We start from the raw sequence: 13,331 nt of genomic DNA, 5'->3' as shown, positions 1-13,331 counted from the left end.
AGCCATCGTAGCCCCCGATCGGGTACGTTCTTACATCTTGCCGACGTCGGCCCGGGCCCGGCGTCGGGCCGACGTCCCAAGGGGCCCGCCACCCTCCTGCCGCTCCCTTTTCCCATGAACATCAAAGCGACCGATATCCGCAAGGGAATGGTCATCACGCTGGACGGCACCAATTTCATCGTCCACGACTTCTACCACCACACCCCCGGCAACCTCCGGGCGATGGTCCAGGCGAAGCTGAAGAACATGCAGACCGGCTCGATCATCGACAAGCGGTTCCGCTCCGTCGATCAGATCGAGGTGCCCTTCGTCGAGTCGAAGGAATTCGAGTATCTGTATTCCTCGGGTGACGACCATGTTTTCATGGATACGACGACCTTCGACCAGATCTCCTTCCCGCCCGACATGATTGGCGGCTCGATGCCCTACCTGTTGCCGAACACGAAGGTGAGCGTCCGGTACGTCGACGAGAAGCCCGTCTCCGTCGAGCTGCCCGATACCGTTGAGCAGACGATTGTCGACACGCCGCCGGCGATCAAGGGGGCCACGGCCACCAACCAGTACAAGGAGGCCACCACCGAGACCGGCCTCAAGATCAGTGTTCCGCCGTTCATCGAGCCGGGCGAGAAGGTTCGCATCGACACTCGAGATGGCAAGTATGTCGAGCGTGTGAAGTAATCCTTTCGAATCCCACTCCCCGCCAGTCGCCCGGCGGCCCGACCGGTTTGCCCGAGGGGACGACCCGGTCGGGCTGGCCGGGCCCACCTCGGAGCCCAGCCCCGTGCCCGCCCCGACGGTCCTCCCGCTGCTCTGTGACCTCGTCGCGCTGCCGAGCGTCAACCCCATGGGTCGAACCGTCCCGGACGCCCCTCCCTTTTTCGAGGGTCGTGTCTCGGACTACCTCGAGGCCTTCTTCCGGGACCTTGGCGTTCCGTTTGAGCGCCGGACCGTTTCCCCGGGCCGGGACAACCTGATCGCCCGCTACGAGCCTCCCGGCCGCCCGCGCCGGACCTTGCTCTGGGACGCGCACCAGGACACGGTCCCCGTCGAGGGGATGACCATCGAGCCCTTCCTCCCCTCGGTCGAGGGGGGCCGCGTCTACGGCCGAGGAGCCTGTGACGTGAAGGGAGGGATGGCGAGCATGCTCGCCGCCTTCGCCCGACTGGTCCGGGAGCGCCCCGCCGGCTCCTGCCGGGTGCTCCTCGCCTGCACGGTCGACGAGGAATACACCCATACCGGCTCCTCGGCGCTGGCCGATCAGGGGCTGGCGGTCGACCTTGCGATCGTCGCGGAGCCGACGATGCTCGACGTCGTCACCGCGCACAAGGGGGCCGTCCGCTGGAAGGTCATCACCGAGGGGGTTGCCTGCCACAGCTCCCGCCCTCAGGACGGCGTCAACGCGATCTACCGGATGGCTCCGGTGCTCGCCTCCCTGGAGCGCTTCGCCGCTCGACTGCCCGGCCTGCGCACCGACCCGATCCTCGGCCCCCCCTCCCTCTCCGTCGGCCGGATCGAGGGGGGCCAGAGCGTCAATGTCGTCCCGGACTGGTGCGCCATCGACCTCGACCGCCGGGTCATTCCCGGAGAGGACGTCGACGGCGTTCGATCCGAGCTTCGGCAGGCCCTCGAGGCCGACCTGGGCCCCGAGCACTCTTTCGCCTTCTCCGAGCCCTGGGTCCGGATGCCGTCGCTCTCTCCCCAGTGCTCCCGAGGCTGGGTCGAGCCCGTCCGATCGGCCCTCGCCGATGCCCTCGGCTCCCCCCCCCGGGAGGCCGCCGTCCCCTACGGCACCGACGCCGGGCCGCTGGCCGCCGCCGGGATCCCCGCCCTCGTGCTCGGTCCCGGCGATATCGCCCAGGCGCACACGAAGGATGAATGGATCGAGGTCGACCAGCTTGAACGCGCGGTCGAGGCCTACTACGCCGTCGCCCTCCGCCTCAACGAGGTCGACCCATCCTGAGCCGGCCCGGCCTTCTCTTCTCGGCCGATCGGATCAAGGGAAGGCCCCCTCGCCGAGCAATTCCCGCTCGATCCGGCGCAGGATCCGCTGCTCCAGCGCGAAGTCGCGTCCCTTGGGGAGCCACCCCAGCGGCGGGGCCACCGGGCCGATGACCTCTCGGGAGCGGTTGATCTGGTAGTCCTGGGGGAATGCGGCCTGGGCGCCGGTCGCCCGCTCGGGGCGGTCGAGGAACTCCAGCTCCTTCCAGACCTCGACGTCGATCTCGAAGCCCCCCTCCACCGGCTCGACCCGGGCGATGGCAAACCGCCGGTAGGTCTGCAAGGTGGCTTCGAGCCGCTGGCGAAGGCCGATCGAGTCTCGCCGCCAGGGCTCGACGATCGTGGCGGCGGTTTCGGGGAAGGTACTGATGCGCCGGGCCAGGCGGTTCTCCTCGTCGATCTCAAAGTCCTCGTCCAGCGCGTGGACGGTGGCGTCCCAGGCGGCGTCGAAGCTGGTGGCGTGGACGACCATCGGGTTGGGGTAGACCGTCCGGTTGCGGATCGTCGCGCAGCCGGTCAGGCCCGCCGGGGCGATTGCCGCCGCGAGCAGCGCGGCCAGGAGGGGCCTGGATCGCATCATGACGGTCCTCTGCTCCAGCTCGACGGGGATTCGGTCCGAACCGTTCGGGGAGCAGGGACGGAAGGGGGAGGATTCTCGGCTCGGTCGGGAACCGGTCTGGGGGGCTCGGTTCGGATCGCCGGGCGATGGGAACGATCCGACGGCCGGCGCGAGTCCCATCTTGCGCCGCCGCCCAGATCCCGGCAAGGCGGATTTGTTGTCGAGCGTCAGACCGCGACCTAGGCTCCCCTCGGGGCGTGGCCGGGTCGGTCGCCGTCGGGCCGATGCCCCGCCAGGACCGAGGGTCCCATGAAGGCATCTCCCCCCGACGCGACGATCACGACGCAAGTTTCCGACCTCCCCGCGATGACCCGATCGGGTTGGTCCCCAGCGCGGTTCTGGCCGGCCTTCCGGGGCCCGCATCGCTCGCTCTCCCGGTTCCTCTCCCGGGTGGGGTCGGCCTCTCGTCGGGAGGAGGTCCACGAGCTGTTCCTCCGGACGGCGATGGAGCTGACCGGCGCCCGACGGGTCGAGCTTCGACCGGTCGGCGGAGCGCGCCGGATCCTGGTCACCCCGTCTGGGGGCGCCTTCGCTCCCGGGGAGGGGTTCACGATGCCGGTGCGATATCGGGGCGAGGAACTCGGGAGCCTCACCGTCTGGACCCGAACCGGCCGGCGGCCGCGACCCTCTCAGGTCGAGTCCCTCGAGTCCCTCTGCGCGATCGCCGCGATCGTCGACCGCCTGCTTGGTCGGGAGCCGATGCTGAAGCTCTCCGCCCCCCCTTCCCCCTCGGCCGACGGCCGGCCCCGGGCGATGCTCCTGCCATTCCTCCGGCAGTTGATCTTGCTCTCCCGGCGTCGGCGAGAGCCGCTCACCGTCTTCGCCCTCGGCCTCGACCGCCCGATCGGGACCCCCGGCGAGATCCTGAGCCGAGCGGTCGACGGGGCTTCCGACCCGGTCCTGGGAGCGATCCTCGATTCGATCCGAGAGAGCGACCTTGTCGTGCAGGACGACCCTCGGACGCTCATCGTCGTTCTGCCGAACGCCTCCGCCGTCAACGCCCCGCTGATCGCCGAGTCCGTCCTCCGAGCCGCTGACGAGGCCGCCGAGAACGACTGCCGGGAGGGCCCCTGCATCGGCGTCTCGTGCTTCCCGGACGATTCCCGGGAGGCCGACGTGCTGATCGATGTCGCCCTCGAGGCCCTCCGGCGCGCCCGCCTGAGCGCCGAGTTCCGGGTCGTCATCGCCAACCGATCCGGCTCGTTCCCTCGGATCGTGCCAGCCGAATCGGAACGCCTCCTCTGCTGAGTGGCCGGGAAGGAACGGGCCCGGTCGGTCAGCCCGTCCGGGAGCCGTCCCTCGACCGGGAGAAGACGATCCAGCCTCCCGCCCGGATCGGGTGCAGCAGCCGAGTCCATCGGATCGGACGGGCCGTCCTCGCGTCCAGGGGGATGACCGAGTCGATGCCGAAGCCGGCCGAACGCAGATCGCTCCGCAGCTCCCGCCAGGAGAAGGCGTGGACCGCCAGACCGGGGATGCCGCGATAGGTCATCCGGCGGTCGCTCGGCGGCCGCCCGATCGCCCTCCGGCCCAGCTCGCCGAGCAGCCAGCGACGCCCCTGCGGGTCGGCCAGGTGCAGCCACAGGTTGTGCGCGTGCAGGGCCAGCACGCCCCCCGGCCGGAGGACCCTCGCCGCCGAGGCCAGCGCCCGGCGCCGCTGCTCCCTCCCGGAGATCATCCCCAGGGTGCTGTACATCAGGATCGCCGCATCGAACCGGGAATCCGGAAGCCCCTCCAGCCGGCAGAGGTTCGCGCGGACCCGAAAGATCGCCAGGCCCTCGGCCTGCGACGCCCGGCCCACCTGCCGGAGCATCGGGGCCGACAGGTCGACCGCCGTTACCCGGAACCCCCTGCTGGCGAAACTGATCGCCAGGCGGCCCGCCCCACACCCGAGGTCGATCAGGTCGCAGGGGGTCGTCAGCCGGGAGCGGAGGATCTCCTCGTCGGCCCGAGTCAGCGGGTCTTCGGCGAAGTAGCCGGCCTCCTCCTCGGCGAGCCGATCCGATCGGGAGTACTCCCAGAGCGCCGGGTCCACTCCCGGAGGCAAGAGCCAGCGCGGGGGAGGGTTCATCGCCTCGCCTCGGCCGCCAGCACCCGGCCGCTCCTCGGGCCGACCCGAACCGATCGCAGGGCCCCCGATTCCAACCGGATCGCCCCCGATTCCAGGCGGTCGGCGAACATCGTCCCGTCGGCGATCTCTTTCGGCAACGCGACGGTGACGATCCGCTCGTCCTGTCCGGCGTTCAGCAGGACGACGATCGCGTCGTCGCCGAGCCGACGGAGGAAGCCGAAGACGCTTCCCTCGGCGAAGATCGTCTCGAAGGAACCCCGGCGCAGGGCCGGCTCGTCGTGCCTCAGCCTGGTGAACCGCCGGATGTCGTCGCGCAGCGAGAGGTCCCAGCGCGACTCGTCCCACGGGAAGGCTCCCCGGGAGGCGGGTTCATGGCCGCCTTCCATGCCGATCTCGTCGCCGTAATAGATGCACGGAGCGCCAGGGAAGGTCATCTGAAAGAGCGAGGCCAGCCGAACGGCCGAGGTGTCACCGCCGGCCAGGGTCCGGAACCGGGCCGTGTCGTGACTGCCGAGCAGGTTCATGAGCACCGCGTTGACATTCGGGTGGTAGAGCCCGCGCATCCGGTCGATCTGAGCGGCGAACTCTCGGGCGTCGGCGGGCTGGGCGTCTCGGAGCGGCTCGGGCTCCAGGTGTCGGCGCTGGAGCGACTTCCCGATGAAGAACGTGATGCACGCCCTGGTGAAGATGTAATTCATCACCGCGTCGAACATATCCCCCTTCAGCCACCGAGAGCCGTCTCCCCAGATCTCCCCCACGATGTAGGCGTCGGGGTTCCCCTGCTTGACCCGGCGGCGGAACTCCCGCCAGAAGCTGTCGTCGTCGATCTCCTGGGGCACGTCCAGGCGCCAGCCGTCGATTCCGAAGTCGATCCAGCTCCGGGCGACCCCCCAGAGGAACTCTCGGACGGCCGGCGTCTCGATCCGGAACTTCGGCAGCGCATGCAATCCCCACCAGCAGGCGTAGTTGGCCGGCTGGTCGGGGTGGTAGGCGGTCAGGGGGAAGTCCTCGACGTGGAACCAGTCGATGTAGGCCGATTCCTGGCCGTTCTCCAGCAGGTCGTGGAACGGGAAGAACCCCCGGCTACAGTGGTTGAACACCCCGTCGAGCACGACGCGGATGCCCCGCTCGTGCGCCCGGTCGAGCAGCTCTCGGAGGGCCGCGTTCCCCCCGAGCATCGGGTCGACCTTCGAGTAATCATGCGTGTGGTATCGGTGGTTCGAGGCCGACTGGAAGACCGGGGTGAAGTAGATCGCGTTGACCCCGAGGTCTTCCAGGTAGTCCAGCCGCTCCGAGACGCCGAGCAGGTCCCCGCCCTGGTAGCCGTGGATCGTCGGAGTCGCCCCCCAGGGCTGCAACCCGGCGGCCTTCGGCACCCGATCCGACCGGGCGAAGCGGTCGGGGAAGATCTGATAGAAGACGGCGTCTCGGACCCAGTCGGGCGTCTGCGGCTCGGACACGGGGACACTCCAGTCGTCAGTCGTCGGCGATCCCTCGGGATCTCTCGATGCGTCGGGGGGAATCGGGAAGCCGGATGAAAGACGGAGGGACCGGGCCCTGCCCTCGCCCGTCGCTCGGGATCGGTTCCCGACCCGGCCCGGGGGGCTCGACCTCAATCAAGCCAGCGACCGGCGTCCCCCCGGGACCGGGATCGGCTTAATCTTGCTCCCGGGGAGCGAGGGCTCGGAACAGCTCGATCGCCCGGGAGACGACCTCGGGGGGTTCCCCGGCCGGCCCCCCTCCCCCGTCCCGGAGTCGGACGAGCCGGGCCAGGGCCTCCCGGAGCATCGGGTCGGCCGGCTCCGGCAGATCGCCGTCGGCGGCGATGACCAGCGCCTCGTCCCTCAGGAGCAGGGCCGCGAACTCGGGGGCTCTCTCCTCGATCAGCCGATCGAGTCCCTCCCTCCCCGAGGCCGACAGCCTCCCCGACACCCGGAGCCGGACCAGCCGATCCGCTCCCTTGAGGGGATCGAGCCTCCGATTCAGGGCGAGGACGTCGCCGTCGGCGTAGAGCTCCACCGTGATCTCGTCCCAGCGGAACCCGCCGCAGCGGAGGCGTCGGATCGCTGGCTCGCCCTCCGCCCCCAGGTCGACGAGCAGCGCCGACCCCGCCCCGACCTCGTCCCAGCCGCCGACCTCCGGCGCGCCGGCGTAATACATCCGGCCCGTCGGATGCTGCTCCGGGGCGGGCCTGGCCGTGTGCCAGTCTCCCAGGGCGACGTAGTCCAGGTCGTACCGAGTCGGGGCGTCGGCGGGGATGGGGTAGGTGCGGCCCTCCGGGTCGAGGCATTCCGGGAGCGACCCGTGCGCCAGGGCGATGCGCAGCCCGTCCTCCGGCCGTCGGGGACCGATCCAGGAGAGGGGATCGTCGCCGCTTCTCCGATCGCAGGGGCACGGGTACAGGGTCGCCCCCCGTTCGGGGAGCGGGACGGGGGAGGCGTCCAGGTGGACGCGAAGGTTCGGCGGCGGCTCGAACAGGGCCCGGCGGTAAATGGAGCCCGGCTCGCCGGGGTCATGGTTGCCGGGGATCAGGTGGACCTCGATTCCCGGATGCTCGGCGATCTTTCCGAGCACCTCCCGGACCAGGTCCGGGTCCGGATTCGGACCGTCGAACTGGTCGCCGGCGGCGAGCACCAGGTTGACCCCCTGCCGCTCGGCCAGGGACAGGAGCCTCCCCACGGCCGAGAGCCGCTCCTCCCTCAGCCGGGAGGCGAGCCCGGGGGGAAGGCTGCGGTACGGTTGGCCGAGGTGCCAGTCGGCGGTGTGCAGGAATCGGAGGCGGAGACTCATGCCGGGAAGGGGAGCGGGGGGCAGGGGTGCGAGGATTCCCCCCGAAACGCTACCAGAACGCCGGCCCCCTTGGCCAGACCCGGCGGAACGGAGGCGCCCATCAGGAGATCTCGATGCTGCGATTGACGGGTTTCCCGACCCCTGCTAGAGTCCGGCGCGCCTGTTGGGACGGCCCGTCGCGTCCGTAATTGAGCCTTCACGGAAGGGGGTCCTCGCATGATTGCTCTCCTCGCGCTCCCGCTCCTCCTCGACGCCCAGGGGCCGCCGGCCTCCGGAGACCTGCCCCCGGGGGTCATCGCGTTCCAGCTCCGACTGGTCGACTGCGAGACGCTTTCCTGGAGGTCCCAGTTCCAGCCCCGCTTGAAGTTCGGCGGCCATCGCGCCGGCAGCTCGGCCTGGATCGCCGACGAGGCCACGATGACCTCCCTGACCGATCACTTCACTTCCTCGGACGACTGCCAGGTCGTGGCGGCGCCGAAGGTGCTGGCGAACCCCGGCGACCCGGCCATCATCGGCACCAGCACCACTCGGCACTTCGTCGTCCACGCCGAGCCGGCCGATGCCGGGCCGAACGCGGAAACGAAGGATGCCTCGCCCGAGACCGACGGGGCGATTCTTCCCCGTCCCGTCGTCGCTCCGATCGACGACGGAGCCCAGGTTCGCCTGGTTGGCCGTCCGGAGAGCCAGGGGATGCACCTCCAGGTCCAGGTCATCGACTCCCGAGTGGCCGCCGTCCATGTGATCGAGGCTCCGGCGGAGGCCGGGGGAGGCGTGATCAAGGTCCAGGTCCCCGAGGTTTCCCGCCGAGAGATGGGCGGGGAATGGCTCGTGCCCAAGGAACACGGCCTGATCCTCAGCCTCGGCGTCGAGTCGGCCCCCGCGCAGGACGGGAAGTCCGCCGTCCGGGAGCGACTGCTGCTGATCTCCCCCTCCATGACGGGAGGCCTGCCCTCGAAGCCGGCGGTCGATGCCCGGATCACCCGGGCGCAGTCGATCCCGAAGGCGGCCGTCGTCGTCCCCTCGCCGCTCCCCCCCACCGCCCAACCGGCGGTGCCGCTCCCGACCACCGCCGTCTCCCCCACCGCTCCCGCCCTGGTCGTCCGGACCTCGGGCGTTCCGACCGCCCTGGCGGCCACGCCCTGGGGACTGCTGCCGATCTTCCCGGTCGAGGTCGTCCCGAGCGATCCAGCAGTCGTTGGCGTCTCGGCCCCGGCGATCCCCGCGCCGGCCCTGCCGGCCCTGCCGAGCCGAAACCTGCCCCGAGCGATTGACCGCGAGGGACGGGCGGTCGACCCCCGCACGGAGAAGGACCGCGAGGCCGAACAGACCGACTCCTCCCCGTTCGTCGATGGAGAGCCGGTCCCCTCGCCGCAGGTGACGACGCCGCAATCCGCCTCGAGTGATCGGCCCTCGCCGGGCCCGGACCTCGCCGTCCGGCCGACCTCCGCCGAGGCCCCGAGCCCGGCTCCCGAGGAGCCCCGGTCGGTGTTCAAGGTCCGGCTCTCGTTCGGCCTCTCCCGGGGCCTGTCGGTCGACGTCGACTTGGGCGACGGGGATCGGCCCGCCACCGCCTCGGCCCTGACCAAGACCGGGCCGACCGGAGACAAGTCCTCGGACTCGTGCGAGGCGATCCGGCGCTGACCGGGCCGCCTCCCGCTCGTCGTCTTCGCTCTCGCTCAGAGCATCGCCGCGTAGCCGCCATCGACGGGGATGGCGACGCCGGTGACGTAGTCGCTGGCCGGGCTCGCCAACCAGACGGCGGTTCCGGCCATGTCGTCGGGGTTGGCCCAGCGCCCGGCCGGGATGCGGGCCAGCACCCGCTCGTGCAGCCCGGAGATCTCGACCCGGGCCTTCTTGGTCAGCTCCGTGTCGAACCAGCCGGGCAGGATGGCATTGCTCTGGATGTTGTCGGCCGCCCAGGCGATCGCCTGGCTCTTGGTGAGCTGGACGATCCCGCCCTTGCTCGTCGCGTAGGCCGGCGCGAAGCCGGAGCCGAAGATCGACGTCATGCTGCCGATGTTCACGATCTTCCCGCCGCCGGCCGCTTTCATCGCCGGGTAGACCGCGTTCGAGAGCAGGAAGGCGCTGGTGAGGTTCACGTCGATCACCTCGCGCCACTCCTCCAGGCTCAGCTCGTGCGGCGGCTTGCGGATGTTGATGCCGGCATTGTTGAACAGGATGTCGATGCGGCCGAAGCGGTCGAGCACCTCCCGGGCGATCCGGGAGCAGTCCCCCTCGGAAGAGACGTCGGCGGTCACCGCCAGGACCTCGACCCCGGTCTCCTTGGCCAGCTCCTGGGCGGCCTGAGCGGTCTTCTCGGTGTTGCGGCCGACCAGCGCCAGCCGGGCGCCGGCCCGGGCCAGACCCCGGGCCATCCCCAGTCCGATACCGCCGTTGCCCCCGGTGACGATCGCCACCTTTCCGGTGAGGTCGAACGGGTGCGCCGCCATCATCTTCCCCCGCTTGCGTCGGCCGGGTCGATCCCGAAGAATGAAGCCGGCCTCGGCTCTCCGCCGCGGCCCGGACCGGCGTCAGCTTAGACCAGCCCCGGCCCCGCCGCAATCCCCCGGCCTTCTCCTCATCGCCCGGCCGGGCCGCGCCTCGACCCCGGAGCCCGCCATGCCCGACCCCCGCTGGGAGACGCTCGCCGAGACCCTCATCCGGCACTCCACCCGCCTGAAGGCCGGCCAGACGCTGCTGATCGAGTGCGTCGACCTGGAGGACGACACCCTCCCTCGCCTGCTCGTCCACAAGGCCAGCAGACTCGGCGCGATCCCCCTGGTCGACCTGAAGCGGGCCTCGATCCTCCGGGAACTGCTCCGAGAGGCGACCGAGCCCCAGCTCCGAGCCTGGGCCGAGGCCGAGTCCTTCCGCATGGACCGGGTCCAGGCGTACATCGCTCTCCGGGGCTCCCGGAACATCAGCGAGCTGGCCGACGTGCCGGCCGACCGCATGAACCTCTACAACGAGCACTTCATGCGCCCGGTCCACTTCGAGCGCCGGATCAAGAACACTCGATGGTGCGTCCTCCGCCTCCCCGGGCCCGGCATGGCCCAGCAGGCCGGTCTGAGCACCGAGGCGTTCGAGGACTTTTATTTCGAGGCCTGCAACGTCGACTATCCCCGGCTCGCCAAGGCGCTGAAGCCCCTGGCGGATCGGATGGAGGCCGCCCGGGACGTCCACATCACCGGGCCCGACACCGACTTGCGGTTCTCCATCGCCGGCATTCCCGTCGTTCCCTGCGCCGGCGAGATGAACATCCCCGACGGCGAGGTCTTCACCGCCCCGGTGCGAGAGTCCGTCGAGGGCCACATCCGCTTCAACGCCCCGACCATCTACCAGGGGGCCGCCTACGACGGCATCCGCCTTGTCTTCGAGGCCGGGCGGATCGTCGAGGCGACGTGCGAGGCCGGCGATCAGGACCGCCTGAACCGGATCTTCCAGGCCGACGAGGGCGCCTCCTACGTCGGCGAGTGGTCTCTCGGCTGCAACCCGAAGATCCAGAAGCCCATGCGCGATATCCTCTTTGACGAGAAGATCGCCGGCAGCTTCCACCTCACCCCCGGCAACGCTTACGACGAAGCCGACAACGGCAATCGCTCGAAGATCCACTGGGACCTCGTCCAGCTCCAGACCCCCGAGTACGGCGGCGGCACCATCTCCTTCGACGGCCAGCCGATTCGGGTCGACGGCCGATTCGTCGACGAGGAGCTCAGCCCGCTCGACCCGGAGTGAGCCGGCTCGTTCGTCCTGGCGCCGGTCGATCGACGATCATCGAGCCGGGCCGGGCGAACTCGGATCGACGTCCGGGTGTCTCATCGGCCGGGCATGGTGCTCGAGGATCCGATCGATCGGGTCGGGGCCGCTTCCCTCGCTCGGGGTTCGCATCAGGGGAGCTCGCCTTCCTCGACGCCTGCCGGGCGCAGGCCGCGGGGAGCGTCCCAGAAACCCGGCCCTCGTCCGAAATGACGGCGATTCGCGACGCTTGACGATTCACGGGCGATCAGCATAGCTTGGAGGACTTGCGTCGCCGGTTCGGCGGGGAGCCGGGGCCGGGCGATGATGCCTCAAGCTGGGTGAAGGACGGTCTCGGGACATGCTCAAGCGGACCCACTCCTGCGGCGAATTGACGGCCGAGCACCTCGGCCGGGAGGTCGTGCTCAACGGCTGGGTGAATGCCTACCGCGACTTCGGCGGCGTCGTCTTCATCGACCTCCGAGACCGGGCCGGCCTCACCCAGGTCGTCTTTGAGCCCGAGGCGGGGACGCAGCTCCAGGAGGCCGCCCAGTCCCTGCGCAACGAGTGGGTGATCGGCGTCCGAGGGACCGTTCGCCGCCGCCTCCCCGGCAAGGAGAATCCCAAGCTCCAGACCGGCGAAATCGAGCTTCAGGCCACCGAACTGGAGGTGTTCAACGCCACCCAGACACCTCCCTTCGAGATCGACGGCGAGGCCAACGAGGAGCTCCGGCTGAAGTACCGCTTCCTCGACCTCCGCCGCCCGGAGATGCACCGCATCGTCGAGATCCGCCACCGGCTCGCCCAGACGATGCGGAGGACGATGACCGAGCTGGGCTTCTGGGAGGTCGAAACCCCCATCCTCGGCCGCAGCACCCCCGAAGGAGCCCGAGACTTTCTCGTTCCCAGCCGCATCCATCCCGGACACTTTTACGCGCTGCCCCAGAGCCCGCAGCTTTATAAGCAGCTCTTGATGGTCGCGGGCATGGATCGCTACTTCCAGATCGCCCGTTGCTTCCGGGACGAGGACCTCCGCGCCAACCGCCAGCCCGAGTTCACCCAGCTCGACATCGAGATGTCCTTCGTCCAGTTCGAGGACGTCCTTGCGACGATGGAGGGGCTGGTCAAGGCCCTTTCCCGAGAGTTCACCGGGGAGGAGCTCTCCACCCCTCTGCCCCGCCTCGACTACCACGAGGCGATGGAGCGCTTCGGCACCGACCGCCCGGATCTCCGGTTCGGGATGGAGCTCATCGACCTCGGGGACCTCGCCGCGCAGACCGAGTTCAAGGTCTTCAAGGACACCATCGAGCACGGCCGACGGGTCCGGGGCATCTGCGCCCCCGGCGCCGCCGAGAAGTACAGCCGCAAGGATCTCGACGCGCTCACCTCCTTCGCCGGCGACTACGGCGCGAAGGGTCTGGTCTGGCTCAAGGTCGAGGCGGAGCAATTCACCGGCCCGACCGCCAAGTTCCTCTCCCCCGAGGTCCAGGCCGCCTTCCGGGAGCGGTTCGGGGCGAAGCCGGGGGATCTTCTGCTGATCGTTGCCGACACGAAGGACGTCACCTCGGCGGCGCTGTCGGCCCTCCGCCACCGGCTCGGCCGAGAGCTGAAGCTCTACGACCCGAAGTCGTTCCATTACTCCTGGGTCGTTCGCTTCCCCCTTTTCTCCTGGGACGCCGAGGAGGGCCGGTACGTCGCCGAGCACCATCCGTTCACCATGCCGCTGCCCGAGGACCTGCACCTGCTCGAGTCCGAGCCGCTGAAGGTCCGGGCCCAGGCGTACGATCTCGTGATCAACGGCGAGGAGGCCGCCGGCGGCACCATCCGCTGCCACGACCCGGCGATCCAGTCGACCATCTTCCGGCACCTCGGCCTCTCCCCCGAGGAGGCGGAGGAGAAATTCGGCTTCCTGCTCTCCGCCCTTCGCTTCGGCGCCCCGCCGCACGGCGGCATCGCCTTCGGGCTCGACCGCATGGTGATGCTCTACGCCGGCCTAGACAACATCCGGGACGTGATCCCCTTTCCCAAGACCGCCAAGGGGACCGACCTGATGACCGGCGCCCCCGGCACCGTCGAGGAGAAGCAGCTCCGAGAGCTTCACATCCGCCAGCGCTGACC

11 protein-coding genes are annotated in these 13,331 nt (G+C 69.9%); 6 read left to right on the top strand and 5 right to left on the bottom strand.

Annotated features, from left to right (window positions below; translation table 11 throughout):
* Positions 1 to 114 precede the first annotated feature (114 nt).
* Positions 115 to 678, top strand: a complete 564-nt coding sequence (efp, locus tag TsocGM_RS07145; RefSeq protein ID WP_126724615.1) for an elongation factor P — start codon at positions 115 to 117, stop codon at positions 676 to 678.
* 103 nt (positions 679 to 781) lie between these two features.
* Positions 782 to 1,960 carry a M20 family metallopeptidase gene (locus tag TsocGM_RS07140; RefSeq protein WP_233578520.1) on the top strand — a complete coding sequence of 393 codons (1,179 nt, stop codon included), beginning with the start codon at positions 782 to 784 and terminating at the stop codon, positions 1,958 to 1,960.
* A gap of 33 nt (positions 1,961 to 1,993) precedes the next feature.
* Here TsocGM_RS07140 and TsocGM_RS07135 read toward each other — a convergent pair whose 3' ends face one another.
* Positions 1,994 to 2,578 (bottom strand): hypothetical protein, encoded by a 585-nt coding sequence (locus TsocGM_RS07135; protein WP_126724614.1) that lies wholly within the window; start codon positions 2,576 to 2,578, stop codon positions 1,994 to 1,996.
* 288 nt (positions 2,579 to 2,866) lie between these two features.
* On the opposite strand from TsocGM_RS07135, the gene TsocGM_RS07130 reads away from it, so the two are divergent.
* Entirely contained in the window at positions 2,867 to 3,865 is a 999-nt protein-coding gene (locus TsocGM_RS07130; protein WP_126724613.1) for a nucleotidyl cyclase domain-containing protein, read from the top strand.
* A gap of 28 nt (positions 3,866 to 3,893) precedes the next feature.
* Here the strand turns inward: TsocGM_RS07130 and TsocGM_RS07125 are convergent, their stop codons facing one another.
* The 3 genes from TsocGM_RS07125 to TsocGM_RS07115 form a co-directional block, all read right to left on the bottom strand.
* Entirely contained in the window at positions 3,894 to 4,688 is a 795-nt protein-coding gene (locus TsocGM_RS07125) for a class I SAM-dependent methyltransferase (protein WP_126724612.1), read from the bottom strand.
* Positions 4,685 to 6,148, bottom strand: coding sequence for a glycoside hydrolase family 13 protein (locus tag TsocGM_RS07120; protein ID WP_126724611.1), 1,464 nt, complete (start codon positions 6,146 to 6,148; stop codon positions 4,685 to 4,687). The genes TsocGM_RS07125 and TsocGM_RS07120 overlap by 4 nt, the downstream gene beginning before the upstream one ends.
* Before the next feature lie 196 nt (positions 6,149 to 6,344).
* Positions 6,345 to 7,478 carry a metallophosphoesterase family protein gene (locus TsocGM_RS07115; RefSeq protein ID WP_126724610.1) on the bottom strand — a complete coding sequence of 378 codons (1,134 nt, stop codon included), beginning with the start codon at positions 7,476 to 7,478 and terminating at the stop codon, positions 6,345 to 6,347.
* 216 nt (positions 7,479 to 7,694) lie between these two features.
* On the opposite strand from TsocGM_RS07115, the gene TsocGM_RS07110 reads away from it, so the two are divergent.
* Positions 7,695 to 9,119: a hypothetical protein gene (locus tag TsocGM_RS07110; RefSeq protein WP_126724609.1), complete on the top strand. Its 1,425-nt coding sequence runs from the start codon at positions 7,695 to 7,697 to the stop codon at positions 9,117 to 9,119.
* A gap of 35 nt (positions 9,120 to 9,154) precedes the next feature.
* On the opposite strand, the gene TsocGM_RS07105 is transcribed toward TsocGM_RS07110, so the two are convergent.
* Positions 9,155 to 9,928: an SDR family NAD(P)-dependent oxidoreductase gene (locus tag TsocGM_RS07105; RefSeq protein WP_126724654.1), complete on the bottom strand. Its 774-nt coding sequence runs from the start codon at positions 9,926 to 9,928 to the stop codon at positions 9,155 to 9,157.
* Between the two features lie 169 nt (positions 9,929 to 10,097).
* Between TsocGM_RS07105 and TsocGM_RS07100 the strand changes: the two genes are divergently transcribed.
* Together TsocGM_RS07100 and aspS are read left to right on the top strand one after the other, a co-directional pair.
* Complete coding sequence (locus tag TsocGM_RS07100; RefSeq protein WP_126724608.1) at positions 10,098 to 11,213, top strand: aminopeptidase; 1,116 nt, start codon at positions 10,098 to 10,100, stop codon at positions 11,211 to 11,213.
* 361 nt (positions 11,214 to 11,574) lie between these two features.
* Positions 11,575 to 13,329, top strand: coding sequence for an aspartate--tRNA ligase (gene aspS / locus TsocGM_RS07095; RefSeq protein ID WP_126724607.1), 1,755 nt, complete (start codon positions 11,575 to 11,577; stop codon positions 13,327 to 13,329).
* The last annotated feature ends 2 nt before the right edge of the window (positions 13,330 to 13,331 follow it).

Origin of the sequence: Tautonia sociabilis (genome assembly GCF_003977685.1) — a bacterium.
In the GTDB taxonomy this organism is placed as follows: domain Bacteria; phylum Planctomycetota; class Planctomycetia; order Isosphaerales; family Isosphaeraceae; genus Tautonia; species Tautonia sociabilis.
The sequence above is the reverse complement of the archived record's forward strand: the minus strand, read 5'-3'. Positions and strand labels throughout refer to the sequence as shown.